Consider the following 25337-nt stretch of genomic DNA (forward strand, 5'->3'; position numbering starts at 1 on the left):
CAAGATGCCGTACGTCATGGTGCAGATACCCAACCCACCCGCGCCGACGATCTCGCCGGCGCCGCGCTCCGTCCCCACGAGTGCCGACGTGGCCCGTCTGGCCGGCGTCTCCCGCGCGACCGTCTCCTACGTCCTGAACAACACCAGCGCCGTCCGGATCAGCGAACCCACCCGCCGCCGGGTCCGCGACGCCGCGAAGGAACTCGGGTACGTGCCGCACGCGGCCGCCCGCAGCCTGCGCGCCGGACACAGCCGGATGGTGCTGATGCCCGCCCCGCCCGTCCCCGCGGGCCCGCTCTACAGCCAGTTCGTCCACGACTTCCAGGGCGCCCTGAGCCGGCTCGACTACATCGTCGTCCAGTACGGCGCCTGCGGGCTGCGCGGGGACGACGCCGCGCGGGCCTGGGCCGAGCTGCGGCCGGTCGCGGTGCTGGTGCCCGGACCCGGCCTCGGCCCGGAGGGGGTGTCCGTCCTCAAACGCTCCGGCGCACGCGCCGTCGTCACCCTCAGCTCCGAGCGGGTCGAGGGCACCCACGCGCTCCTGATGGACCACGAGGGCGTCGGCCGCAGCGCCGCCGGACACCTGTACGCGCGCGGCCGGCGCCGGATCGGCGTCGTCGTCCCCGAGGAACGCGGCATGGACATGTTCGCCGGGCCCCGGCTCGCCGGTGCCCGTGAGGCCGTGCGCGACACCGACGCCACCGTCACCGCGCTGCCGCTGGCCCACACGGAGGACTCCGCGGCCGCGCTCGCCGCCCGCTGGCCGGAACTCGGACTGGACGCCGTGTTCGCCTACAACGACGAGTACGCCATGCTGCTGATGCGCGCCCTCCAGGACGCGGGTGTGCGGATCCCCGAGGACACGGCCGTGATCGGCGCCGACGACCTGCTCCTCGGCCGGCTGCTGCGGCCCCGGCTCAGCACGGTCCGGGTCGCGCTGCCCTCCGGACGCGACCTCGCCGGACTGGTCGACCGGGCGGTGCGCAACCCGGGCGCGGCGCCCGAGGCGCACGAACCGCTGGCGGCTACGGTGGTGCACCGCGACTCGACCTGACCGCGTGCGAGCCCGCGCGGCGACCGGCCCGGCGCAGTAGGGTGCGAAGTTGAGCGCTCAACCACATGGGACTTCGTTCCCCGAGTCCGGAGTCCCGCGGGTCACCGATCGGAGAGCCCTGATGCCCCTGCTCGACCCCCACACCTGGCAGACCTCGTCCTCCCGCCCCCTGACCGGATCCGAGTACGCCGTCACCGAGCCCGCCACGTCGGAGCGGCTCGGGACGGTCGTCCTCGCCGCCCCCGAGGACGTCGCCCCGGCCGCCGAGGCCGCCCGCGCCGCCCAGACCGAGTGGGCCCGCCTCCCGCACTTCGTCCGCGCCGGCGTGCTGCGCAAGGCGGGCGACCTGTTCGCCGCGCACGCCGACGAACTGCGCGAGTGGATCGTCCGCGAGTCCGGCTCCGTCCCCGGCAAGGCCGACTTCGAACTGCACGTCGCCGCCCAGGAGTGCTACGAGGCGGCCGCCCTCGCCTCCCGCCCGCCCGGCCAGGTGCTGCCCAGCGAGGCGCCCCGGCTGTCGTACACCCGGCGGGTCCCGGCCGGGGTCGTCGGCGTGATCGCGCCGTTCAACGCCCCGCTGATCCTCTCCATCCGCTCGGTCGCGCCCGCGCTGGCGCTCGGCAACGCGGTGGTCCTGAAGCCGGACCCGCGCACGGCCGTGTGCGGCGGCCTCGCCCTGGCCGCCGTGTTCGCCGCGGCCGGACTGCCCGAGGGGCTGCTGCACGTGCTGCCGGGCGGCGCCGGGACCGGCGCGGCCCTGGTCGCCGACCCGCGCGTGCCGGTGATCTCCTTCACCGGTTCCACCGCCGCCGGACGGGCCGTCGGCGAGGCCGCGGGCCGCCATCTCAAGCGCGCCCACCTCGAACTCGGCGGCAACTCCGCGCTGATCGTCCTGGCGGACGCCGACCTCGACGCGGTGATCTCCACCGCCGCCTGGGGCTCCTTCTTCCACCAGGGCCAGATCTGCATGACCACCGGCCGCCACCTGGTGCACGACTCCCTCTACGAGGAGTACGTCGAACGGCTCGCCGCCAAGGCCGACTCCCTGGCCGTCGGCGACCCGCACCGCGCGCAGGTGCACCTCGGCCCGCTCATCGACGACGGCCAGCTCGGCAAGGTGCACGCCCTGGTCGAGGCCAGCACCTCGGCGGGCGCGAAGCTCGCCGCGGGCGGCACCCACGAGAGCCGCTTCTACCGGCCGACCGTCCTCGCGGGCGTCGACGACCGCACCCCCGCCTACGCGGAGGAGGTCTTCGGCCCGGTGGCGCCGGTGCGCGCCTTCTCCACCGCCGAGGAGGCCGCCGCCCTGGCCGCGGCGAGCCCCTACGGGCTGTCCCTGGGCATCGTCACCCGCGACGCCGCCCGCGGTCTGGACCTCGCCGAACGCATCCCGACCGGCATCGTCCACATCAACGACCAGACGGTGAACGACGAGGCGGTGGCCCCCTTCGGCGGCGTCGCGGCCTCCGGCACCGGCTCCCGCTTCGGCGGCGACGCCAACCTCGACGCGTTCACCGACATCCGCTGGACGACCGTGCGCGGCGACGTGGCGCCGTACCCCTTCTAGCGACTTCTAGCGACTTCCAGCGACCGACGGCGGCTACTCGCCCTGGGCGGCCTGCTGCTCCTCGACCGACTTGCGGACCTCGTCCATGTCCAGCTTGCGCGCCTGCCCGATGACGTCCGTCAGGGCGGCCTCGGGCAGCGCGCCCGGCTGCGCGAACACCGCCACCCGGTCCCGGACGATCATCAGCGTCGGGATCGACTGGATGCCGAACGCGGCGGCCAGCTCCGGCTGCGCCTCGGTGTCCACCTTGCCGAACACCAGGTCCGGGTTCTCCTCGGCCGCCTTCTCGTAGACCGGGGCGAACTGCCGGCACGGCCCGCACCAGGCCGCCCAGAAGTCGATCAGGACGAAGTCGTTCTCCGTGACCGTCTGGTCGAAGTTCTCCTTGGTCAGCTCCACGGTGCTGCTCATGACGTGTTCCCTCTTCCCGGTGCTTCCTGCCAGGGGCGTCCTGACACGGACTGAAGCCGTCCGCACAAACACGGCCGGCCGGGTCGCTATTCCGCGCCCCTACCCGTGTGGCCACCGGGCACACCACCCACCAGACTGACTCCATGACGGAAACGGAAACCAACACGTACGACGTCGTGGTGCTCGGAGCCGGACCCGTGGGGGAGAACGTGGCCGACCGCACCCGCGCGGCCGGACTGACCACCGCGGTCGTGGAGAGCGAACTGGTCGGCGGCGAGTGCTCGTACTGGGCCTGTATGCCCAGCAAGGCCCTGCTGCGCCCGGTCCTCGCCCAGGCCGACGCCCGCCGGCTGCCCGGCCTCGCCGAGGCGGTGCGCGGCCCCCTGGACACCCCGGCCGTCCTCGCCCGCCGCAACTGGTTCACCGGCGACTGGACGGACGACGGCCAGGTCGACTGGATCAAGAGCATCGGAGCCGACCTCTACCGCGGCCACGGCAGACTGACCGGCCCGCGCCAGGTGACCGTGGGGGACACCGTGCTCACCGCCCGCCACGCCGTCGCCGTCGCCACCGGGACCCGCGCCGCGCTGCCCGACCTGCCCGGTCTCGCCGAGGTGCGGCCGTGGACGAGCCGGGACGCCACCAGCGCCCAGTCCGCGCCGGGCCGGCTCGTCGTGGTCGGCGGGGGAGTCGTCGCCACCGAGATGGCCACCGCCTGGCAGGCCCTCGGCTCGCAGGTCACCCTCCTGGTCCGGGGCAAGGGCCTGCTCGACCGGATGGAGCCCTTCGCGGGCGAACTGGTCGCCGAGGCGCTCACCGCGGCCGGCGCGGACGTGCGCACCGGCACCTCGGTGGCCTCCGTGAGCCGGGTGGACGGCACCGTCGTGGTCGTCACCGACACCGGCGAGCGCATCGAGGCCGACGAGATCCTCTTCGCCACCGGCCGCGCCCCGCGCACCGACGACATCGGCCTGGAGACGGTCGGCCTGACCCCCGGCTCCTGGCTGAGCGTCGACGACAGCCTCCGTGTCGACGGCACCGACTGGCTCTACGCGGTCGGCGACATCAACCACCGCGCCCTCCTCACCCACCAGGGCAAGTACCAGGCCCGGATCGCGGGCGCCGCGATCGCCGCCCGCGCGGCCGGCACCGACCTGCCGGAGAACGCCCCGTGGAGCGCGTACGCCGCCACCGCCGACCACGAGTCGGTCCCGCAGGTCGTCTTCACCGATCCCGAGGCGGCCGCCGTCGGCCTCTCGCTCACCGAGGCGGAGGCGGCCGGACACCGGGTGCGGGCCGTCGACGTCGACCTGTCGTCCGTCTCCGGCGCGGGCCTCTACGGCGAGGACTACAAGGGCCGCGCCCGGATGATCGTCGACCTGGACGAGGAGATCCTGCGCGGGGTCACCTTCGTCGGTCCCGGCCTGGGGGAGCTGATCCACTCGGCGACGATCGCCGTCGTCGGACAGGTCCCGATCGCCCGTCTGTGGCACGCCGTTCCGTCCTACCCGACGCTGAGCGAGGTGTGGCTGCGGCTGTTGGAGGCGTACCGGGACAACTGAGCCTTCCGCTAGGGGAGTTCGAAGCCCAGAGCCCGTGCCGCCGCGTCCGGGGTGGGCTGTGACCAGCGTTCCAGCGCGATGTGCTGGGCGCTGAGCGAGCGCGGTTCGGCCCGGTCGAGGTAGAGGGCGCCGTCCAGATGGTCGGTCTCGTGCTGCACGATCCGGGCCGGCCAGCCGGTGAACTCCTCGTCCAGGGCCCGCCCTTGCTCGTCCTCGCCGGTCAGCCGGACCGCGGCGTGCCGGGCCACCACCGCCTGGTACCCGGGCACGCTCAGACAGCCCTCGTAGAACGCGGCACGGCCCGGACCGACGCCGGTGTACGACGGGTTGACCAGCACCCGGAACGGCTGCGGCACCCGGCCGCGGGCGAGGCGCACCTCCTCCGGCACCGGCGCCGGGTCCTCGATGACGGCGATCCGCAGCCCCACGCCGACCTGCGGGGCGGCGAGCCCCACGCCCGGCGCCGCGTGCATGGTGATCCGCAGCGCCTCGACGAACCGGGCCAGCAGGCCGGGGCCGAGCTGCCCTTCGTAGCGCTCGGTGCCGGCGCGCAGGACCGGGTCGCCGGCCGCGACGACGGTCAACGGGCCGCCGGGGGCGAGGAGTTCCTCGACCCGTTCGGCGAGCGGGGCGAGCGGGGCGCCGGAGGAGCCGGGCGTGCGGGGACTGGTCGGTGCCATCGGGCCAGGATGCCATGACCGCCAGGTGTGTGACGCAGGTCACTTGAAGTGGCGGGAACTCGACCGGGGTCCGTCCCGACTACTGGTCCGTCACGGCTGAAAATCGTCCCCCTGCTGCCCCCGGAGGGCCCGCTCATGTCCACCGCTCCCTCGACCCTCACGGACGAGGCCCCGAAACAGTCCGGGCCCGCGGCCCCCACCCGCGGCCCCTGGGCACCGCTGCGCCCGCTGATCCTGCGTCTGCACTTCTACGCCGGTCTGCTCGTCGCCCCGTTCCTGCTGGTCGCCGCCGTCACCGGCTTCCTGTACGCCGGCTCGTTCCAGGCCGAGAAGCTCGTGTACGCGCACGAGACGACCGTGCCCGTGGGCGACACCAAGCTGCCGGTCTCGGAGCAGGTGGCCGCGGCCCGCAAGGTCCACCCCGAGGGCACGGTCTCGGCGGTCCGCCCGTCCCCGGCGGCCGACGCGAGCACCCGGGTGCTGCTCTCCGGCGTGCCGGGTGTGAACCCCGACCACACCCTCGCCGTGTTCGTCGACCCCTACACCGCAGAGGTCCGCGGCTCCCTGGAGCAGTACGGGTCGAGCGGAGCGCTGCCTCTGCGCACCTGGATCTCCGAACTCCACCGCAATCTGCACCTCGGGGAGACCGGCCGGCTCTACAGCGAACTGGCCGCGAGCTGGCTGTGGGTGATCGCCGGCGGCGGCGTCGTGCTCTGGTACTCCCGCCGCCGCGCCCTGCGCAAGGTCCGCGGCACCAGCGGCCGGCGCCGCACCCTGGGGCTGCACGGCACCGTCGGCGTCTGGGCCGCCCTCGGCTTCTTCTTCCTCTCCGCCACCGGTCTGACCTGGTCGACGTACGCCGGCGCCACCATCGACGAGCTGCGCACCTCGCTCCGCCAGGCCACCCCGTCGATCTCGGCCACCGCGGGCGGCGGCGAGCACGGCGGCCACGGCGCGGCCTCGGCGGCCGGCGGGGACGGCGAGCACGGCGTGGGGCTCGACAAGGTCCTGTCGGCCGCCCGCGCCGAGGGCCTCGACGACCCGGTCGAGATCGTCACGCCCCCGGACGCCGAGTCGGCGTACGTGGTCCGTCAGGTGCAGCGCGGTTGGCCGACCGAACTGGACACGGTCGCCGTCGACCCGGCCACCGGCCGCGTCACCGACACCCTGCGGTTCGAGGAGTACCCGGTGCTCGCCAAGCTGACCCGCTGGGGCATCGACCTGCACACCGGTCTGCTGTTCGGTCTGGCCAACCAGATCCTGCTGATGCTGCTCGCGCTCTCCCTGATCCTGCTGATCGTCTGGGGCTACCGGATGTGGTGGCAGCGCGGGCGGGGCCGCGCGTTCGGACGGCCCATCCCGCGCGGCGCCTGGGCGCAGGTCCCGCCGTACGTCCTGGTCCCGCTGATGGCGGTGATCGCGGTGCTCGGCTACTTCGTGCCGCTGCTCGGCATCCCGCTGGCCGCGTTCCTCGTCGTGGACGTGGTCCTCGGGGAGATCGCGCACCGGCGGGCGAAGCGGGTGTGAACTGCGGCGGCCCGGCGGGAGTTCACCCGCCGGGCCGCCGCCGTGTGCCGTGCCTGTGCCCTGCGCGTCAGATCTCGGGGAACTCCCCGGCCAGGGCGGAGGCGATCCGCAGATGCGGCGCCGCCTCGTCGTGCCGGCCCTGCCGCTGCAGGGTGCGGCCGAGCATCAGCCGGGCGTACCCCTCCACCGGGTCGCGCTCCACGATCCGCCGCAACTCCGTCTCGGCGCGCCGCAGTTGGGCCGAGTGGTAGTAGGCGCGGGCCAGCAGCAGCCGGGGTCCGGTCTGCTCCGGCACCTCCTCGACCAGTCCGACCAGCACCCGCGCGGCGGCGGTGTAGTCCCGCGCGTCGAAGAACAGCCCCGCCCGCTCCCAGCGCTCCGCCGGGGTGCCGTGGGCGTAGTAGGTGTCCGCGTACGTGTCCTGGTGCGTCGCCTCGTATGTCGTGTCCACTCGTGACCTCCTTCGAGGCCGTCAACCGGCACGGCTGGTTGAATATTCCACTACATCGACTACATCGGCGAGGTGCGTGCGGCCAGGTCGGGTCAGCGCACGCGTCCCCGGGGTTTCAGCGGGGTCGCGGGCAGTTCGGGGGCGGTGAGCGGGGCGCCGTCGTAGCCGTGCACCTCGCCGAACCGGTCCCCCTTCATCCAGTCCTCGCGGGCCTGGACGATCTCTTCCTGGGAGCGGCCGACGAAGTTCCACCACATGACCAGCTCCTCCTCGAACGGCTCGCCGCCGAGCAGCATCAGGCCCGCGTCGGACTCGGCCCGCAGGGGGAGTTCGGTGCGGCCGCAGCCGAGGTAGAGCATCGACCCGGGAAGCACCGGCACCCCGTCGACCCGCACCTCGCCGGACATCGCGAGGACGCCGTACTCGAAGTCGGGCTCCAGCGGCAGCCGTACGTCCGTGCCCCGCGCGAGCGCGAGATCGGCGCCGACGATGGGGGTGTACGCCGTTCCCGGCGAGGTCGCGCCGTCGAGGCCGCCGAGGAGCACGGTGGCCGTGAGGCCGGGCGCGGTGACCGTGGGCAGGTCGGCGTGGTGTTCGAAGTGGGGGTCGGTGTGCCGGTGGGCGTCGGGCAGGGCGACCCAGAGCTGGGCGCCGTGCAGGAAGCGGGCGTGCGAGCGGGGGCTCTCCTCGGAGTGGCTGATCGCGCGGCCCGAGGTCATCAGCCCGAGTTCCCGGGGCCGGATGGTCTGGAGGCTGCCCGTCGAGTCGCGGTGCAGCACCTCGCCCTCGTGCAGCCAGCTCACGGTCTGGAGTCCCATGTGGGGGTGCGGCGGGACCTGCATGCCCGGTTCGTCGGCGATGTCGTCGGGGCCGTAGTGGTCGACGAAGGCCCAGGCGCCGATCATGCGCCGGCCGAGGTTCGGCAGCAGCCGGCGCACCTCGGTGGACCCGCCCAGCTTCACATGCCGGGGACTCAGCAGCTCGCGGACGGGTTCGGCGACGACGAATCCACGCCCGCCGCACACACTGGGCACCGGCGCCCGGTCAAGGTTGCTCATACGGCCAACCTAGCGGTCGCGGGTCCGGCCGTGCGCGAGGAAACGGGCCGTATCGAGGTGCCGTGCGCCGGTCTCAGTCGCTGAGGGCGTCGGCCAGTTCCGTCGAGGCGCGCACTATGTCGGTGTCGCGTTCGGCGAGCAGGTCGCGCAGGACCCCGCGCTGGGCGCGGACGGCCAGCCGGGCCTGGCGCTCCCAGGCGACATGGTTGTCGGGGTGGCGCAGCAGCTTGGGGTAGGCGGCGGCGGTGTCCTCCCACTGCCGGGCGTCGGCGATGCTCTTGAGCAGTCGCAGGATCCCGGCGCGGCAGGTGACCTGCGGAAGCCGGACGAGTTCCCAGAGGAAGGGCACGGTCGCCGCCGTCGCCTGGTCCACCACGAAGCCGTACTGGCAGATCCGGCCGCGCAGTTGACCGAGCGCGGACTCCGCCGTGTCGGCGTCGCCGCGGGCGACGGTGGTGAGCAGTCCGGGGATGGCCGCGGCGGACCCGGTGGAGTCCTTGATCTCGGGCCACGGCACGTGTTGCAGGGCGTCGAGGGGGGCGGTGGGCTTCATGGCAGTCATGTCAGAGGGGGGTACGGGTCGGCAGCATCGCCCAGACCGTCTTGCCGGCGGGACGGCGGCGGGTCCAGCCCCAGTGTTCCGAGAGGGCTTCGACGATGTGCAGCCCGCGGCCGTGCTCCAGCAGCGGGTCGTCGGTGGACGGGTAGACGGGCAGGCGGTCGCTGGGATCGGTGACGGCGCACATCAGGTGGGAGCGGCGCAGGGTGAGCCTGAGCCGGACCACGGCACCCGTGCTGTGCGGAAGGCCGTGCAGGACGGCGTTGGCGGCCAGTTCGGTGACGACCATGACCGCGTCGTCGGCACAGTGCTCCAACGACCATGCGTCCAGCGTGCGATGGGTGAAGTGCCGTGCCTCGGTGAAACCCTCCCGGCTGCCCGTGAGGTGCAGGGCGGCGGTTCTGGGTGAGTCGAGGACGGACTCGAGGCTCCGGAACTGCGCAGGTGACGACACGGTGCATCTCCCTGAGGCGACGTCAGGACGGGGCGCCAGAAGTGCGGTTGACGACACCGCTATTATCCACGCTGACGATGTCCTCGTGCAATTTCACGGGAAATTGCGCGTACGAGCGAGGAGAGTTGCCATGTCGTCAGTACCGGAGTCGGTGCCGAACGGAGTGCGGGCGAGTTCGCTGGACGCCCGCTGGATCAAGAGCAGTCACAGCAACGCGGAGGGCAACTGCGTCGAGGTCGCGGCCCTCGACGGAGGAGGTGTGGCACTGCGCAACTCCCGTGATCCCCACGGGCCCGCGCTGGTGTACACACCGGCCGAGGTCGCCGCGTTCGTGGCCGGGGCGAAGGGCGGCGAATTCGACCACCTGATCTGAGCACACGCCCGGGCGGGCCGGTCGTGGCGCGCCCGGTGAACTCAATTGCCTTGCTCCGTGCGGTCGGTGGGCGTCGGATGCGATACTGGGTCTGTCGTCTGCCGGTCCACGGGGAGTCAGGATGTCTGCCGAGTTGCCTCGCGTCTCCCGTCTTGAACCGTATCTGAACCGGGCGGAGCCCGCCCCGACCTTGCTCAAAATGCTGGTCGGCGTTCAGTTGGCGGGTATGCGGGAGGACGCCGGCCTGGCCCAGGAACAGGCGGCCAGGATGCTCGGGTTCAGCCCGGCCAAGCTGTCCCGGATCGAGGCGGGCAAGGGCCGCCGCCCACCCACCGAGGCCGATGTCCGCGCCCTGCTCACGCTGTACGAGGCGGACGGTCACGAGGCGTCGGTCCTGCTGCGTCTGCTGCGGCAGGCGGGCGAGCCGGGTTGGTGGCAGCGCTACGACAAACGGCTGATGCCCGAATGGTTCGACCGGCTGGTCGGACTTCAGGAGGCGGCCACCGCGATCCGTACCTTCGAGATGCAGTACGTGCCCGGACTGCTCCAGACGCCCGCCTACGCCCGGGCCGTCGTGGAGCGCGGGCTGCCGTCGGCGCCGGGCCGTGAGGTCGAGCGCCGGGTGGAGCTGCGCACCCGCCGCACCGAACTGCTGCACCGCCCGGACGCCCCGCAGGTGTGGGCGATCCTCGACGAGTCGGTGCTGCTGCGCGTCCTGGGCAGCCGTGACGTGATGCGCGAACAGCTCGGGCGGCTCATCGAACTGGCCCGGCTGCCCCATGTCACCGTGCAGATCGTGCCGTTGGACGTCACGCACGCCTCGGCGCCCGCCATACCGGTCACCTATCTGCGGTTCGGCGGCGCCGATCTGCCCGACGTCGTCTATCTGGAGCAGATCAGGAGCGCGACGTTCCTGGAGGACCGGGACGAGACGGAGGAGTACCGGGTCGCGCTGGACCGCCTGGCCGACGCGGCCCTCCAGCCGCGCGAGTCCCTCGCCCTCCTGGAGGGGACGGCGGCGCACCGCTACGGCTGACGGCCCTGGTCGGGCACCGCTGTCAGTGGTGCCGCATACGATCCGGGCATGCGAGCTTCCGGAACCTTCACAGTGGCCGACTTCACCCCCGCACCCACACCTGCCGCGGGTGCCGATCCCGCCGCCGGGCCGGGCGCGGAGATCGAGACCGCGGTGCCCGTCGGTCTCGCCACGATGCGCAAGGAGTTCGAGGGCGAGGTCGTCGGACGCTCCGCCACCCTCTTCACGGCAGCCTTCGACCAGGCGAAGGGCGTGGGCACCTATGTCGCGATGGAGTCCTTCGAGGGGACGCTCCACGGCCGCTCCGGTGCCTTCAACTTCGCCCACTCCGCGACGACCACCGGCGAGGACCGACAGAGCGAGTTCTTCGTCGTTGTCCCGGGCAGCGGAACGGACGAGTTGGCCGGGATCACCGGGTCCGGAGGCATCGCCGTCGACCCGGACGGCACCCACCGCGTCTGGTTCGACTACGAACTGGGCCGGTAGCGGCCCGGCACCGGTCTAGCCGAGGCGTCCCGCTCCGCCGAACTCGATCCACTCCTGGGTGAGCTGACGGGGCGCCACCTCGGTGTCGGGGCGCCAGGTGGAGACCTCCACCAGGCCCGGTTCGAGGATCTCCAGCCCGTCGAACAGCCGGGCCACGTCCTTCTCCTGGCGCACCCGGCCCCAGTGCCCCTGCGTGGCCTGGTCCATGAAGTCGGTGACGAACTCCCGCACCTTCGGGTCCTCGCTGACCAGTTGGCACATCACCAGGACACTGCCGGGCGCCAGACGCTCGGTCACCCGGCGCACCACGGCCTGCGGGCCGTCGGTCTCGCTGTCCGGGATGCAGTGGAACACCGAGTTGAACAGCACGGCCGCCGGCTGCGAGAAGTCGATCAGCCGCTCGGTGTCGGGGTGCGTGAAGATCGCCTCCGTCTCGCGCAGGTCGGCGTGGATCACCGTGGTGCGCTCGTCCTGCTCCAGCAGGGCGCGGCCGTGGACGAGGACCATCGGGTCGTTGTCGACGTAGACGACGTGCGCGGTCGGGTCGATGCTCTGGGCGACCTGGTGGACGTTGTTCTGCGTGGGCAGACCGGATCCGTGGTCCAGGAACTGCCGGATGCCGAACTCCTGCGTCAGCGTCCGCACGACCCGCTGGAGGAAGCGCCGGTTGTTCAGCGCGAGGGCGCGGGTGCTGGGGACGACCTTGTCCAGCTCCTCGCAGGCGGCGCGGTCCGCCGCGTAGTTGTCCTTGCCGCCGAGATAGTGGTCGTACATGCGCGCGGCCGTCGGAACCGTGGCGTCGATCTTCGTGGACAGAGGCTTTCCTGACTGCATCTCTTCCCCCAGCTCCCAGCCGTGCCGGTGCCGGCGCGGTCGACAACCCATCCTAGGGAAACGGCAATTGGCCCCACCACCCCCCTTGATCGGTGGTTCCCGTGAAGGTGTCGACCTTCGGGACGCGGCTCTGGACTGCTGGTCCAAAGCTTGGACTCATGGTCTAATCGAGGGGTCGGGCAGCGAGGTGGCCGGGCAGCGAGGCGGAGGAGGACGGATGGCCGGTGCGGACCCCCGGGACACCGAGCGGGACGCGATCCTGCGGGCGCTCGCGCCCGTCGTGGACGGCATCGCGGCGACGTTCGGACCGGTGTGCGAGGTGGTGCTGCACGACTACCGGCGCCCCGAGCGGTCCGTCGTCGCCGTCGCGGGCACGGTGACCGGACGCACGGTCGGCGGTGCGATGAGCGAGATCGGCATGCGGATGCTCGCCCGCGGCGACACCGCCGAGCCCGAGCTGAACTACGTCACCCGCACCGGTGACGGCCGGCTGGTGAAGTCGTCCACGATGGTGCTGCGCGACTCCACGGGCGCGGTGTTCGGCGCCCTGTGCGTCAACGTGGACGTCACCGAGGTCGACCGGGTGCGCGGGCTGCTGGACGCGCTCGCCGGCCCTGAAGGCCCCATCGGCCCCACCGGCCCCACCGGCCTCGCCGCCCCGCCGGCCGACGCCCCGGTGACGACCTTCGGCGACGACATCGACTCCGTCGTGGAGGCGCTGCTCGACGCCCTGCTCGACGCCCCGCTGCGGGGCCGGGACCAGACCTGGGCCGGCCTGGACCGCGGGCGGCGGCTCGCGCTCTTCCGCGGTCTGGACGAGCGGGGCGTGTTCGCCGTACGCCGGGCGATCGAGCAGGTCGCCGCCCGCCTCGGCATCTCCCGCGCCTCCGCCTACAGCTATCTCGCGCAGTCCAGGGCGGCCGCCGCCGACGCCCCCGCCGGTACCGACGACACCTCTCAGGGAGCACAGCCGTGACGACCACCCCCCTGCCGATCACCCTCGACGACGTGCGCGACGCGGCCGCCCGGCTCAAGGGCGTCGCCCACCGCACGCCCGTCCTGCGCTCCCGCACCCTGGACGCCCTCGTCGGCGCCGAGGTGCATCTGAAGTGCGAGAACTTCCAGCGGGTCGGCGCCTTCAAGTTCCGCGGCGCCTACAACGCGGCCTCCCGGCTCACCCCGGAGCAACTGGCCCGGGGCATCGCCACCTACTCCTCCGGCAACCACGCCCAGGCCGTCGCCCTCGCCGCCCGGGAACTGGGCACCACCGCCGTGATCGTCATGCCCGAGGACGCCCCGCGCTCCAAGCGGGCGGCCACCGAGGGGTACGGCGCCGAGATCGTCACGTACGACCGCTACACCGGTGACCGGGTCGCCATCGCCGAGGCGCTCGCCGCCGACCGGGGCCTCACCCTCGTCCCGCCCTACGAGCATCCGCACGTCATGGCGGGCCAGGGCACCGCCGCCCTCGAACTGATCGAGGAGGCAGGCGAGTTGGACCTGCTGCTGGTGCCGGTCGGCGGCGGGGGGCTGATCGCCGGGAGCGCCACGGCGGCCAAGGGGCTCCGGCCGGGCGTCCGGGTCGTCGGCGTCGAGCCGGAGACCGGGGACGACACCCTGCGGTCGCTGGAGGCGGGCTGGCGCGTCGAGATCCCGGTGCCGCACACCATCGCCGACGGGCAGGCCCTGTCCACACCGGGCGAGCTGACCTTCGAGGTCAACCGGCGGCTCGTCGACGGGATCGTGCTGGTGAGCGACGACGAGATCCGCGCCGCCATGCGGTTCGCCTTCGAGCGGCTGAAGACCGTCATGGAGCCGAGCGGCGCCACCCCGCTGGCCGCCCTGCTGTCCGGCCGGGTCGGCCCGCCGCCCCGCCGGATCGGGGTGATCGTCTCCGGCGGCAACATCGACGCCGGACGGTTTGCGGAGCTGTGCGGCGGCGGCTCCTGAGCGCCCGGTCGGTCACGGGCTGGCGGGGCCCCCGGCGCGGGCGGACCATGGAAGGTGGGGTGCGGCCCCCGACCGGCGACGCCCAGGGCCGCCGGGGAGACCGGCCCCGGCCGTGATCAGGCACGGCCGGAAGGGAGGAGCGTCATGATGGAAGTGAAGACGCTCGACAAGCCGGACGAGCGGCGTGATTTCCCCCGCGGGCACATCGAGGCCGTCCACATGACGGGGCTCGACTTCGCCGTGGCCACCTTCGAACCGGGATGGCGCTGGTCCGAGTCCATCGCCCCGATCGCGGGCACCGAGAGCTGTACGGTCCACCACAACGGCTATGTGGTCTCCGGCCGGATGCAGGTCCGTATGGACGACGGCGGTGAGAGCGAAGTGGGCCCCGGGGACGTCTTCGTGATCCCGCCCGGCCATGACGCCTGGGTCGTGGGCGACGAGCAGTGCGTGGTCTACGATTTCGCCGGCACCATGGCCAAGGAGTACGCGAAGGCCAAGGACGACTGAGCGCGTTCCGCTCACACCGGAAGCAACCGGCCGATCAGCGCGCCGAGTTGGTGGGCGTTGCGGCACTCGTGCATCGCGACCAGCTCGGCGTACTCCGGTGCGGCCGAATCGCCCGTGCCCCACAGGGACCGCGGCTCCGGGTTCAACCAGTACACACGGCGGGCCTGTTCACCGATCCGGCGCAGGGCCGCCAGATTCGGGTCGCTCATGTTCGTCCGGGCGTCCCCCAGCACGAACACCGTCGTGCGCGGGCCCACCGCGGTCCCGTATCGCTCCGTGAACTCGCCGAGCGCCAGGCCGTAGTCGCTGCTGCCGTGATACGCCGTCAGCCGTGCCTCAGCCTGGATCAGGGCGCCCAGACCCGCCGGGTCGGCGGCGCCGTGCCGCAGGAAGCCGGTCACCTCGTCGACCCGGTTGACGAACGCGAAGACCCGCACCTTGGCGAACTGGTCGTGCAGCGCCTGCACCAGCAGCATCGTGAAGTCCGAGAAACCCGCCACCGAGCCCGACACATCGCACAGCAGCACCAGTTCGGGACGCGACGGGCGGCGTCGGCGCAGCACCGGCCGCATCGGCACCCCGCCCGTGGACAGTGAACCGCGCAGCGTCCGGCGCAGATCGATGGTGCCGCGCGCCGCCCGGCGCCGCCGCGCGGCCATCCGCGTGGCCAGCTTGCGCGCCAACGGCTGCACGGTCCGCCGCAGTTCGGCCAGCCGGTCCTTCCCGGCGTACAGGAAGTCCACCCGGTCCGCCGTCGGCGCCACCGCGCGCCGCGCGATCTCGTCCCGCCCCCGCCGCTCGGCGACCCGGCGCCGCGCCTCCGTCGCCACCAGGGTGCGGAACGCCTCGATACGGCGCCGGATCTCGTCCTCCAGGAGCCGGTCGGCGAAGCCGCCGCCCTCGCCGCGCGCCCGGATGTCGTCCCGCACCCGCGCCAACAGCGTCTGCGGCCGCAGCCGTTCCAGGGTCTGGTACGACGAGAAGCCGTCCGACCCCGGCGAACTCCCGTACCCGCCGAACCCGTCCACCGCCTCGATCGCCAGCCGGGCCAGCGCCGCCCGGTCGTCGTCGGCCAGTGCCCGGGCCAGCCGGTCGCGCAGGGCGTCCCGGCCACCGGACCGCTCCTCGGGCGCGCCCACGCCGTGCGGGAAGTACAGGTCGAAGACCGTGTCGAACAGCCGCCGCTGGCCGGGGGAGTGCAGCAGGGTCGCGGCCAGTCCCTCGCGCAGCAGCCCCCGGTCCGCGAACCCCAGCACCGCCGCCGCCTCGGCCGCGTCGACCGTCTCACCGGTGCCGATCCGCACCCCGTGCGCGCGCAGCGCGGCGACGAGGCCGACCAGCCGGTCCGCGGTGTCCGGCGCGCTCACACCGCGTCCAGGTCGAGCTTCGCCCCGGCCTTCTGGACGTCCTCCTGATGCTTGAGGATCACGCCCAGGGTCTGCCGTACGACGGTCTCGTCCAGGGTGCCGGCGCCCAGGGCGAGGAGGGTGCGCGCCCAGTCGATCGTCTCGGCCACCGAGGGCACCTTGCGCAGGTCCATCGCGCGCAGCGCGCCCACCACCCGGACCACCGACTCGGCGAGCGCCGCGTCGATGCCGGGCACCTTGAGCCGGACGATTTGGCGCTCCAACTCCTCCTCGGGGAAGCCGATGTGGAGGAACAGACAGCGGCGGCGCAGAGCCTCCGACAGCTCACGCCCTGCGTTGGAGGTGAGGACGACGAACGGGCGGCGGGTCGCGGTGATCGTGCCCAGCTCCGGCACGGTGACCTGGAAGTCGCTGAGCACCTCCAGGAGCAGGCCCTCCATCTCGACGTCCGCCTTGTCGGTCTCGTCGATCAGCAGGACCGTCGGCTCCTCGCCGCGGATCGCGGTGAGCAGCGGGCGGGGGAGCAGGAACTCCTCGCTGAAGACGTCCGTGCGGGTCTCGTCCCAGCTCTCGTCGCGGCCTGCGCTGATCCGCAGCAACTGCTTGGCGTGGTTCCACTCGTACAGCGCCCGGGACTCGTCGACGCCCTCGTAGCACTGGAGGCGCACCAGCCGGGCCCCGGCCACCTGGGCGACGGCCTTGGCGAGTTCCGTCTTGCCGACCCCGGCCGGGCCCTCCACCAGGAGCGGCTTGCCGAGCCGGTCGGCGAGGAAGACGGTCGTGGCGACGGCGGGGGAGGCCAGATAGCCCGTCTCGGCGAGCCGGGCGGAGACATCGTCGACGGACGTGAACAACGGGGCCTCCGTGCGGTGGGTCGTGGCCGGTCACATGGGCGTGCGCGGCGGCGCGCACGGGCACTATCTAAGCGCTTGTTCACCTCGCTTGTCGATGTGCTCGCCGACCCGTTGTCGGTGCCGCCCGCTACCGTGCGGGCATGGGTGTGTATCTCGTGAGCGTCGACGCGCAGGACTGGACCGGCACCGGGGAGGGCGGCCACGCGGACCTCGCCGCGGCCCTGAACACGGAACTGGAGCGGCGCGGCCTGCCGCCCTACGCGCCGCGGGCGACCGGAGAGGAACCCCCGGGCTGGTTCGAGGAGAAGATGAGCCCGCCGATGGACGGCTTCGACGCGCTGTGCCGGGCCACGCTCACCGCCGAGGAGCGCGAGAACCTCCTCGGCTGGACCGTCCTGGTGCCGTGCGCGCTCCCGGAGGGCATCACGCTGCCCTTCGGCTCCCCGTACACCGACGAGACGCTGGTGGTCGGCGCCCCGTACGTCCTCGCCCTCGCCGAGCGGCTCGCCGCCGCCCTCGCGCTGCCGCTGGACCTCGTCCCGGCGACCTTCGCCAACCTCGAACTGACCCTGTGGTTCCTGGACGGCGACGCGGAGCGCGCCGCGCCGACCCGGCCGGGCCCCTGGGCCGACGACCTGGCCACCGCGTTCTACACGGCGGTGTACCTGCGCGCCGCCCAGTACTCCTTGCGGCACGGCCGCCCGATCACCTGGTCCTGAGCCCGCGGCGGGCCGCGCATCCGGCGTCAGCCGACGAGGATGACCTCCAGCGTGCGCGGACCGTGCACCCCCTCCACCCGGTCCAGCTCGATGTCACTGGTCGCCGACGGACCCGAGATCCACGTCAAGGGGCGGGCGGGGTCCAGCCGTTCGAGGGCCTGGGGCACGGAGGAGACGACCTGCCCGGGCACCCGCACCACGCACACATGATGGTCGGGGACCAGGGTGATCCGGCGACGGCCCTGGTCCGGGCCGCCGTCCAGCACGATCGTCCCGGTCTCGGCGATCGCCACCGCGCACGCCGTGACCACACTGTCCACCCGGTCCAGCTCGTACGGGGTGTCCCGCGCGAGATCCTCGACCCGCCGCGCGTCCGCCTCCGCGAGCCACCGCGGATCCAGCCCCGGCGGCACGAGCACCGACCTCGAACTGCGCGCCGCCAGCAACCGGCCGACCACGGACGGGAGTTCGTCGGGCGTGCACCGGTGCACCAGGGCCCGGTAGTCCGCGAGGTGCTCCGCCAGCAGATCCACCGTCCCCTCGGCGTCGAGATCGCCGTGCGCCCGCAGATACGTCCGCTCGACCGGCGCGGGCACGTCCGGCGCGTCGGCCAGCGCGCGCCGCACCCGGCCCAGGATCCGTTCCCTGCCGCTCACTTGCCGCCCTCCTTGCCACCGCCGGTGCGCCGCCACCAGTCGCGGAAGGGTTCCGGCGGGACGGCGGGCAGCGCGCGCGTGGCGGTCCACGCCTTGCCGGGGCCGGGCAGCGTGCGCGGATGCAGCCGACGGGTGCGGGAGGCCAGCCGCTGGCCGGTCCGCAACGCGCCGGGGCGGGAGAACGCCCAGCGGGCCGCCCGCATCGCCGCCCGCTCGGCGGCGTGCCCCTTGGCCGGTTTCAGCACGACCTTGTTCCCCTCCCGGACCATCGGACCGCCCTCGACGACCCGCTCCCGCAGATGCACCAGCACCTCGGGGATGTCGATGGCGACCGGGCACACCTCGTAGCAGGCGCCGCACAGCGAGGAGGCGTACGGCAGCGAGGCGTCGATCTCACTGGCCGTGCCCCGCAGTTGGGGGCTGAGGATCGCGCCGATCGGACCCGGGTACACCGAGCCGTAGGCATGGCCGCCGGCCCGCTCGTACACCGGGCAGACGTTCAGACAGGCCGAGCAGCGGATGCAGCGCAGCGCCTGGCGGCCGACCTCGTCGGCGAGGGTGTCGGTGCGGCCGTTGTCCAGCAGCACCAGATGGAAGGCGGTGGGCCCGTCGCCGTCCGTGGTGCCCGTCCAGGTCGACGTGTAGGGGTTCATGCGCTCGGCGGTGGAGGAGCGGGGCAGGGTCTGGAGGAAGACCTCCAGGTCCCGCCAGGTCGGCACGGTCTTCTCGATGCCGACGACGGAGATCAGCGTCTCGGGCAGGGTCAGACACATCCGTCCGTTGCCCTCGGACTCCACGACGACCAGCGTGCCGGTCTCCGCGACCATGAAGTTGGCGCCGGAGACACCGACCTTGGCGCGCAGGAACTTCTCGCGCAGATGGAGCCGGGCCGCCTCGGCGAGTTCGGCCGGGCTGTCGGTGAGGCCCTCCGGGGCCGGGCGCCCCCAGTCGCTCATCCGCTCGCGGAAGACGTCCCGGATCTCACCGCGGTTGCGGTGAATGGCCGGGACGAGGATGTGCGACGGCCGGTCGTCGCCCAACTGCACGATCAGCTCGGCGAGATCGGTCTCGTAGGCGCGGATGCCCGCGGCTTCGAGCGCCTCGTTGAGCCCGATCTCCTGGGTGGCCATCGACTTGACCTTGACGACCTCCGACTCGCCGGTCGCCCGCACCAGTTCGACGACGATCCGGTTGGCGTCCTCGGCGTCGGCCGCCCAGTGGACGGTGCCGCCCGCCGCCGTGACCTTCTCCTCCAACTGGACGAGATACCGGTCGAGATGACGCAGCGTGTGGTCCTTGATCCGCTTGCCTGCCTCCCGCAGTTCCGCCCAGTCGGAGACCTCGGCGACCGCCCTGGCGCGCTTGGCGCGGATGGTGTGCGTGGCGTGCCGCAGATTCCCGCGCAGTCTCGCATCGGCCACGGCCGCCCGCGCGGCCTCCGGGAACGCCGGCATCCCGACGAACGTGCCGCTCATCGCCCGGCCTCCCCGTCCTCTTCCGTGCCCGCCAGGATCTCCGCGATGTGCACCGGTCTGAGGCCCGACCTCAGCCGGGTCATGGTCCCGCCGAGGTGCATCAGGCACGAGTTGTCGGCCGCGCACAGCACCTCGGCGCCCGTCGACTCGGCGCTGCGCACCTTGTCCGTGCCCATCGCCGCTGACACGTCCGCGTTCTTCAGCGCGAAGGTGCCGCCGAAACCGCAGCACTCCTCGGCGCCCGGCAGCTCGACCAACTCCAGCCCCTTGACGGCCCGGAGCAGCCGAAGGGGCCGGTCCCCGAGTCCCAGGCCGCGCAGTCCGTGACAGGTCGGGTGGTAGGTCACCGTGTGCGGGTAGTACGCGCCGACGTCCGTCACCCCGACCACGTCCACCAGGAATTCCGTCAGCTCGTACGTCTTCGGCACCACGGGTGCCAGGGTCGCGGCCAGGCCGCCCCCGCGCCCCTCCGCCCGGGCCCGCTCGCCCAGGCGCGGATACAGCTCCCGCACCATCGCCCCGCAGGAGCCCGAGGGGGTGACGATCGCGTCGTACTCCCCGAAGACCTCGGCGAAATGCCGGGCCAGGGGTTCGGCCTGGTGGCGGTATCCGGTGTTGTAGTGGGCCTGTCCGCAGCAGGTCTGGGCCGCCGGGAAGTCGACCTCGACGCCCAGCCGGGTCAGCAACGTCACCACGGCACGGCCGGTTTCCGGGTACAGCGTGTCGTTGACGCAGGTCAGGAACAGGGCGACACGCATCGCGGCTCCTCGTGATCGGTCGTCGGACGGATGCAGGGTAGTGCGGCGGGGCGCCGCGGGGAGACCGTGGCTCACCGCGCGGCGAGCCGGGCCGCCGCCTCGCGCCAGCGTCCGGCGTCGCCCCTCGGCTCGTAACGGGCGAGCGGCTGGGTTCCGGCGATCAGGCGGCGCAGGCCGGCGCGGTCGCCGGCGAGCCCGTGCGCCCGGGCCTGGACGAGCACATTGCCGAGCGCGGCCGCCTCCGTGGGACCCGCCACCACCGGCAGCCCGCAGGCGTCCGCGGTGAGCCGGCACAGCAGGGCGTTGCGGGTGCCGCCGCCGACGACGTGGACGACGTCCACGGGCCGGTCCGCGAGGCGTTGCGCGTCCTCGATCGCCCGCCGGTGGGCCAGGGCCAGGGAGTCCAGGACACAGCGGGTGATCTCGGCGGGCGTGCCCGGCACCGGCTGTCCCGACGCCCGGCACGCCTCGGCGATCCGCTCGGGCATCCGGCCGGGCGCGAGGAACGCCGTGTCCTGCGCGTCCACCACCGACCGCAGCGCCGGGGCCTCGGCAGCCGCTTGCAGCAAGGAGCCGAGGTCCGGGTCGCCCCATTCCCGTACGCACTCCTGGAGCAGCCACAGGCCCATGATGTTGCGCAGATAGCGGACCGTGCCGTCCAGGCCGAGTTCGTTGGTGAAGTTGGCGGCGCGGCTCTCCTCGGTGAGCACGGGTGCGTCCAGCTCCAGCCCGGCCAGGGACCAGGTGCCGGTGCAGATGTACGCGAACCGCTCGCCGGTCGCGGGGACGGCGGCGACGGCCGAGGCGGTGTCGTGCGAGCCGACGGCCGTCACCGGCACCGGCCCGCTGAGCCCGGTCTCCGCCAGCACCTCGGGCCGCAGCGTCCCGGCCGGATCGCCGGGCTGCCGCAGTGGCGCGAACAGCCCCAGGTCGATGCCCAGACGGGCGGCGAGACCGTGCGCCCAGGTGCGGGTGCGCGGGTCGACGAGCTGGGTGGTGGAGGCGTTGGTCAGCTCGGTGCCCTGCTCGCCGGTGAGCCAGTACGTCAGCAGGTCGGGGATGAGCAACAGCCGTTCGGCGTGGGCCAGTCGGCCCGCCTCGCGGTCGGCCGTCATCTGGTACAGGGTGTTGAACGGCGCGTACTGGAGCCCGGTGGCCGCGTACAGCTCGGCCGCCGGGACGGTCGCCCACACCTTCTGCGCGACGCCCTCCGTGCGGGTGTCGCGGTAGTGCGCCGGGTTGCCCATGAGGGCCCCTCGGGTGTCCAGCAGCCCGTAGTCCACGGCCCAACTGTCGATGCCGACCGAGTCGAGCCGCCCGCCCGCGAGGCACCCGGCCGCCCGCAGCCCGTCCAGGACACCGGCGTACAGCGCCAGCACGTCCCAGCGCAGCCCCTCCGGCACCCGCACCGGCCGGTTGGGGAACCGGTGCGCCTCCGTCAACTCCAGTGTGTCCGGGCCGACTCGGCCGACCATGACGCGCCCGCTGGACGCGCCGAGGTCGACCGCGGCGTACGACCGCACGGCCGTCACCGGAGGAACGCGGCCGCCACACCCGCGTCGACGGGGACGTGCAGTCCGGTGGTGTGGGAGAGTTCGCCGCCCGTCAGCGCGAACACGGCGTTGGCGACGTGCTCAGGCAGCACCTCCCGCTTGAGGAGGGTCCGTTGCGCGTAGAACTCGCCGAGCTTCTCCTCCTCGATGCCGTAGGTCGCCGCCCGCTGGGCACCCCAGCCCCCGGCGAAGATCCCGGAGCCGCGCACCACACCGTCGGGGTTGACGCCGTTGACGCGGATGCCGTGCTCACCCAACTCGGCCGCCAGCAGCCGCACTTGATGGGCCTGGTCGGCCTTGGTGGCGGAGTAGGCGATGTTGTTCGGACCGGCGAAGACCGCGTTCTTGGAAGCGATGTAGACGATGTCCCCGCCCAGCCCCTGCGCGATCATCGTCCGGGCCGCCTCGCGCGAGACCAGGAAGGAGCCGCGGGCCATGATGTCGTGCTGGAGGTCCCAGTCCTTCGCGGAGGTCTCCAGCAGCGGCTTGGAGATGGAGATTCCGGCGTTGTTGACCACCAGGTCGACGCCTCCGAAGGCCAGCGCGGCGGCGGCGAAGGCGTCCGCGATCCGCTCCTCGGACGTCACGTCCACGGTCACGGCGACGGCCTGGTCCGGCCCGCCCAGTTCTGCGGCGACGGCGGCGGCGCTCCGCTCGTTCACATCGGCGACGACGACACAGGCGCCCTCGGCGACCAGCCGGCCCGCGATCGCCTTCCCGATCCCGCTGCCCGCGCCCGTCACCAGCGCCACCCGGGCGGCCAGCGCCTTGGGCTTCGGCATCCGCCGCAGCTTGGCCTCCTCCAGGGCCCAGTACTCGATGCGGAACTTCTCCCGCTCCTCGATCGGCGCGTACGAGGACACCGCCTCGGCGCCCCGCATCACGTTGACCGCGTTGACGTAGAACTCGCCCGCGACCCGGGCGGTCTGCTTGTCCTTGCCGAAGGAGAACATGCCGACGCCCGGCACCAGCACGATCGCCGGATCGGCGCCGCGCATCGCGGGGGAGCCGGGCTCGGCGTGCCGCCGGTAGTAGGCGGTGTACTCCTCGCGGTACGCGGCGTGCAGCTCCTTCAGCCGGGCCACCGCGTCCTCCAGCGGAGCGGTCGGCGGCAGGTCGAGGACCAGCGGCCGCACCTTGGTGCGCAGGAAGTGGTCCGGGCAGGAGGTGCCGAGCGCGGCGAGGCGGGGGTGTTCGGCCCGCGCCAGGAAGTCCAGGACGACGTCCGGATCGGCGAAGTGCCCGACCTGCGGCCGGTCCTGGGAGGCGATGGCGCGGACGTACGGCGCGAGCGCGGCGGCCCGCGCCCGGCGCTCATCCTCGGGCAGCGCCTCGTAGCCCTCGACGACGGCGCCGAAGGGCTCCGCCTTCCCGCGCTCGGCGAGGAACGCCTCCGCCGTGCGGATGATGTGCAGGGAGTTGCGCTCGCACTCCTCGGCGGTGTCGCCCCAGGCGGTGATGCCGTGCCCGCCGAGGATCACTCCGACGGCCCTCGGGTGGGCGGCCTTGACGGCGGCGATGTCCAGGCCGAGCTGGAAACCGGGCCGCCGCCAGGGCACCCAGGCGACGGTGTCCCCGAAGCACTCGGCGGTCAGCTTCTCGCCGTCGGCGGCGCAGGCGAGCGCGATCCCGGAGTCCGGGTGCAGATGGTCGACGTGCGCGGCCTCGACGAGCCCGTGCATGGCGGTGTCGATGGACGGCGCCGCCCCGCCCTTGCCGTGCAGGCAGTAGTCGAAGGCGCCGACCATCTCGTCCTCGCGGTCGACACCGGGGTAGACGTCCCGCAGGGCCCGCAGCCGGTCGAGCCGCAGCACGGCCAGACCGTCCTCGGTCAGGGTGCCCAGATCGCCCCCGGACCCCTTCACCCACATCAGCTCGACGTCCGACCCGGTGACGGGGTCGGTTCCGGTGCCCTTGGCGGAGGCGTTGCCACCGGCGTAGTTGGTGTTACGGGGATCGGCACCGAGCCGACGGGACCGGCCGATCAGGGCGACGGCCTCGGGATGGGTGGACATAGAGATTCCTCGACTTTCAAAGACAGGGTGAGTGCATTTCCCTCAGGGGCGCGGGGAACTGCGCGACCAGCCACAACGGCCCCGCACCCCGCAACGCGACAGAGCGACAACGCAGACGCTCACGCACCCCAGCCGGCCTGCGCTCCTCCCACCCGCTCGGCGACAACCCGCTCCGCCCACCCCGACCGCCGGTACGCGGCAAGCGGCTCGGGGTCCAGCCCCATCTCCTCCCGCACCTCACGAAGCAACGGCCGCACATCCGTGTCGTAGGCGTCCATCAGCACGGCGTTCGCCTCCAGCACATCCCCGGCCGCCTGCGCGGCCGCCAACGCGTCCCGGTCGACCAGCAGCGCCTTCGCCGTGGCCTCCTGCACGTTCATCACGGACCGGATGATCGCCGGGATCTTCGCCTCGATGTTGTGGCACTGGTCGAGCATGAACGCCACGTCGGGCGTGAACCCGCCGCCGCGTACGACCTCGTACATGATCCGGAAGAGCTGGAAGGGGTCCGCCGCGCCCACCATCAGGTCGTCGTCGGCGTAGAAGCGCGAGTTGAAGTCGAAGCCGCCGAGCCGGCCCTCGCGCAGCAGCGTGGCGACGATGAACTCGATGTTGGTGCCCGGCGCGTGGTGCCCGGTGTCCACGACCACCTGCGCCCGCGGTCCGAGCTTCAGACAGTGGGCGTAGGCCGTGCCCCAGTCCGGTATGTCGGTCGTGTAGAAGGCCGGCTCGAAGAGCTTGTACTCCAGCAGCATCCGCTGACCGTCCCCGAGCCGTTCGTACACCTCGGCGAGGCTCTCGGCGAGCCGGTCCTGCCGGGCCCGGATGTCGTCCTGGCCGGGGTAGTTGGTGCCGTCGGCGAACCACAGCTTGAGGTCCGTGGAGCCCGTCGCGTCCATGATGTCGACGCACTCCAGCAGATGGCCGACGGCCTTGCGGCGCACCGCGGGGTCGGGATGGCAGACGCTGCCCAGCTTGTAGGCGTCGTCCTGGAAGGTGTTGGAGTTGATCGCGCCCAGCCGGACCCCGCGGTCCTCGGCGTGCTTCGCGAGCGCGGCGTAGTCCTCCACCCTGTCCCAGGGGATGTGCAGGGCGACGGTCGGGGCCACGCCGGTGAACGCGTGCACCTGCGCCGCGTCGTCGAGCTTCTCCTGCGGGGTGCGCGGCACGCCGGGTTGCGCGAACACCTTGAAGCGGGTCCCCGAGTTCCCGTACGCCCACGACGGTGTCTCGACGGCCTGGGTCTTCAGCGCGGCTTTCACCGCGGCGAGGTCGGTCACTGAGGGCTCCTGAAACGTATTCGGTGAAACGTATTCGGTGAAACGATTCAGAACGGGAAGCTATGAGCCTGCCGCGCGAGTGTCAACCCCCTCCGCCGTGCCCGTCCTCCTCAGTCGCCGCTTGGCCTTCGGCTGTCGAAAACTTTTC

Annotated in this window: 26 protein-coding genes; 11 read left to right on the top strand and 15 right to left on the bottom strand. The window is 72.9% G+C overall.

Translation table 11 applies throughout. From position 1 onward, the window contains the following. The first annotated feature begins 4 nt into the window (after window positions 1–4). Both AFM16_RS33740 and AFM16_RS33745 read left to right on the top strand, forming a co-directional pair. Window positions 5–1054 (top strand): LacI family DNA-binding transcriptional regulator, encoded by a 1050-nt coding sequence (locus AFM16_RS33740; protein ID WP_030791689.1) that lies wholly within the window; start codon window positions 5–7, stop codon window positions 1052–1054. A gap of 121 nt (window positions 1055–1175) precedes the next feature. Then, on the top strand, window positions 1176–2621 hold the full coding sequence (locus AFM16_RS33745) for a benzaldehyde dehydrogenase (protein WP_078636205.1): 1446 nt from the start codon (window positions 1176–1178) through the stop codon (window positions 2619–2621). Window positions 2622–2654: 33 nt separating this feature from the next. Here the strand turns inward: AFM16_RS33745 and trxA are convergent, their stop codons facing one another. Next, complete coding sequence (gene trxA, locus AFM16_RS33750; protein WP_078636206.1) at window positions 2655–3032, bottom strand: thioredoxin; 378 nt, start codon at window positions 3030–3032, stop codon at window positions 2655–2657. A gap of 143 nt (window positions 3033–3175) precedes the next feature. Between trxA and AFM16_RS33755 the strand changes: the two genes are divergently transcribed. Beyond that, the gene (locus AFM16_RS33755) at window positions 3176–4594 is read left to right on the top strand and encodes a dihydrolipoyl dehydrogenase family protein (RefSeq protein WP_078636207.1); all 1419 of its coding nucleotides are present in this window, start codon (window positions 3176–3178) and stop codon (window positions 4592–4594) included. An 8-nt stretch (window positions 4595–4602) separates the two neighbouring features. On the opposite strand, the gene AFM16_RS33760 is transcribed toward AFM16_RS33755, so the two are convergent. Beyond that, on the bottom strand, window positions 4603–5274 hold the full coding sequence (locus tag AFM16_RS33760) for a peptide deformylase (RefSeq protein ID WP_078636208.1): 672 nt from the start codon (window positions 5272–5274) through the stop codon (window positions 4603–4605). Between the two features lie 135 nt (window positions 5275–5409). On the opposite strand from AFM16_RS33760, the gene AFM16_RS33765 reads away from it, so the two are divergent. Further along, on the top strand, window positions 5410–6801 hold the full coding sequence (locus tag AFM16_RS33765) for a PepSY-associated TM helix domain-containing protein (RefSeq protein WP_078636209.1): 1392 nt from the start codon (window positions 5410–5412) through the stop codon (window positions 6799–6801). Window positions 6802–6868: 67 nt separating this feature from the next. Here AFM16_RS33765 and AFM16_RS33770 read toward each other — a convergent pair whose 3' ends face one another. From AFM16_RS33770 to AFM16_RS33785, 4 genes are all read right to left on the bottom strand, one after another. Continuing rightward, the gene (locus AFM16_RS33770) at window positions 6869–7252 is read right to left on the bottom strand and encodes a tetratricopeptide repeat protein (protein ID WP_078636210.1); all 384 of its coding nucleotides are present in this window, start codon (window positions 7250–7252) and stop codon (window positions 6869–6871) included. 92 nt (window positions 7253–7344) lie between these two features. After that, window positions 7345–8310, bottom strand: a complete 966-nt coding sequence (locus tag AFM16_RS33775) for a pirin family protein (protein WP_078636211.1) — start codon at window positions 8308–8310, stop codon at window positions 7345–7347. Window positions 8311–8383: 73 nt separating this feature from the next. Then, window positions 8384–8872: a hypothetical protein gene (locus AFM16_RS33780; RefSeq protein ID WP_078636212.1), complete on the bottom strand. Its 489-nt coding sequence runs from the start codon at window positions 8870–8872 to the stop codon at window positions 8384–8386. A 1-nt stretch (window position 8873) separates the two neighbouring features. Beyond that, window positions 8874–9323 (bottom strand): ATP-binding protein, encoded by a 450-nt coding sequence (locus AFM16_RS33785; protein ID WP_078636213.1) that lies wholly within the window; start codon window positions 9321–9323, stop codon window positions 8874–8876. A 130-nt stretch (window positions 9324–9453) separates the two neighbouring features. Here AFM16_RS33785 and AFM16_RS33790 point away from each other — a divergent pair, with 130 nt between their 5' ends. The 3 genes from AFM16_RS33790 to AFM16_RS33800 all read left to right on the top strand — a co-directional run bounded on the left by AFM16_RS33790 (window position 9454) and on the right by AFM16_RS33800 (window position 11218). Further along, window positions 9454–9696, top strand: coding sequence for a DUF397 domain-containing protein (locus AFM16_RS33790; RefSeq protein ID WP_030791718.1), 243 nt, complete (start codon window positions 9454–9456; stop codon window positions 9694–9696). A 121-nt stretch (window positions 9697–9817) separates the two neighbouring features. Beyond that, a complete protein-coding gene (locus AFM16_RS33795) occupies window positions 9818–10732 on the top strand; it encodes a helix-turn-helix domain-containing protein (protein WP_078636214.1) in 915 nt (304 codons plus the stop codon). A 48-nt stretch (window positions 10733–10780) separates the two neighbouring features. Further along, window positions 10781–11218: a DUF3224 domain-containing protein gene (locus AFM16_RS33800; RefSeq protein WP_078636215.1), complete on the top strand. Its 438-nt coding sequence runs from the start codon at window positions 10781–10783 to the stop codon at window positions 11216–11218. 15 nt (window positions 11219–11233) lie between these two features. On the opposite strand, the gene AFM16_RS33805 is transcribed toward AFM16_RS33800, so the two are convergent. After that, window positions 11234–12052: an SAM-dependent methyltransferase gene (locus AFM16_RS33805; RefSeq protein WP_030791727.1), complete on the bottom strand. Its 819-nt coding sequence runs from the start codon at window positions 12050–12052 to the stop codon at window positions 11234–11236. Between the two features lie 217 nt (window positions 12053–12269). On the opposite strand from AFM16_RS33805, the gene AFM16_RS33810 reads away from it, so the two are divergent. From AFM16_RS33810 to AFM16_RS33820, 3 genes are all read left to right on the top strand, one after another. After that, window positions 12270–13028: a helix-turn-helix transcriptional regulator gene (locus AFM16_RS33810; protein WP_078636216.1), complete on the top strand. Its 759-nt coding sequence runs from the start codon at window positions 12270–12272 to the stop codon at window positions 13026–13028. Then, window positions 13025–14002, top strand: a complete 978-nt coding sequence (locus AFM16_RS33815; RefSeq protein WP_078636217.1) for a pyridoxal-phosphate dependent enzyme — start codon at window positions 13025–13027, stop codon at window positions 14000–14002. The genes AFM16_RS33810 and AFM16_RS33815 overlap by 4 nt, the downstream gene beginning before the upstream one ends. Window positions 14003–14146: 144 nt before the next feature. Continuing rightward, complete coding sequence (locus AFM16_RS33820) at window positions 14147–14512, top strand: cupin domain-containing protein (RefSeq protein WP_030791735.1); 366 nt, start codon at window positions 14147–14149, stop codon at window positions 14510–14512. 11 nt (window positions 14513–14523) lie between these two features. On the opposite strand, the gene AFM16_RS33825 is transcribed toward AFM16_RS33820, so the two are convergent. Then, entirely contained in the window at window positions 14524–15879 is a 1356-nt protein-coding gene (locus AFM16_RS33825) for a vWA domain-containing protein (protein WP_078636218.1), read from the bottom strand. Next, the gene (locus AFM16_RS33830; protein WP_030791741.1) at window positions 15876–16733 is read right to left on the bottom strand and encodes an AAA family ATPase; all 858 of its coding nucleotides are present in this window, start codon (window positions 16731–16733) and stop codon (window positions 15876–15878) included. Before AFM16_RS33830 ends, AFM16_RS33825 begins: the two co-directional genes overlap by 4 nt. 140 nt (window positions 16734–16873) lie before the next feature. Between AFM16_RS33830 and AFM16_RS33835 the strand changes: the two genes are divergently transcribed. Then, the gene (locus AFM16_RS33835; protein WP_078636219.1) at window positions 16874–17452 is read left to right on the top strand and encodes a hypothetical protein; all 579 of its coding nucleotides are present in this window, start codon (window positions 16874–16876) and stop codon (window positions 17450–17452) included. 26 nt (window positions 17453–17478) lie between these two features. Here AFM16_RS33835 and AFM16_RS33840 read toward each other — a convergent pair whose 3' ends face one another. The 6 genes from AFM16_RS33840 to rhaI all read right to left on the bottom strand — a co-directional run bounded on the left by AFM16_RS33840 (window position 17479) and on the right by rhaI (window position 25189). Further along, window positions 17479–18108, bottom strand: coding sequence for a LutC/YkgG family protein (locus tag AFM16_RS33840; protein WP_078636220.1), 630 nt, complete (start codon window positions 18106–18108; stop codon window positions 17479–17481). Beyond that, on the bottom strand, window positions 18105–19583 hold the full coding sequence (locus tag AFM16_RS33845) for a LutB/LldF family L-lactate oxidation iron-sulfur protein (protein ID WP_078636221.1): 1479 nt from the start codon (window positions 19581–19583) through the stop codon (window positions 18105–18107). Before AFM16_RS33845 ends, AFM16_RS33840 begins: the two co-directional genes overlap by 4 nt. Beyond that, a complete protein-coding gene (locus AFM16_RS33850; RefSeq protein ID WP_078636222.1) occupies window positions 19580–20341 on the bottom strand; it encodes a (Fe-S)-binding protein in 762 nt (253 codons plus the stop codon). Before AFM16_RS33850 ends, AFM16_RS33845 begins: the two co-directional genes overlap by 4 nt. A gap of 71 nt (window positions 20342–20412) precedes the next feature. After that, window positions 20413–21864 carry a rhamnulokinase gene (locus AFM16_RS33855; protein ID WP_078637178.1) on the bottom strand — a complete coding sequence of 484 codons (1452 nt, stop codon included), beginning with the start codon at window positions 21862–21864 and terminating at the stop codon, window positions 20413–20415. A gap of 5 nt (window positions 21865–21869) precedes the next feature. Further along, entirely contained in the window at window positions 21870–23909 is a 2040-nt protein-coding gene (locus tag AFM16_RS33860) for a bifunctional rhamnulose-1-phosphate aldolase/short-chain dehydrogenase (RefSeq protein WP_078636223.1), read from the bottom strand. 119 nt (window positions 23910–24028) lie between these two features. Next, complete coding sequence (gene rhaI, locus AFM16_RS33865) at window positions 24029–25189, bottom strand: L-rhamnose isomerase (protein ID WP_078636224.1); 1161 nt, start codon at window positions 25187–25189, stop codon at window positions 24029–24031. Window positions 25190–25337 lie beyond the last annotated feature (148 nt).

Origin of the sequence: Streptomyces antibioticus, assembly GCF_002019855.1 — a bacterium.
Taxonomy (GTDB): Bacteria; Actinomycetota; Actinomycetes; order Streptomycetales; family Streptomycetaceae; genus Streptomyces; species Streptomyces antibioticus_B.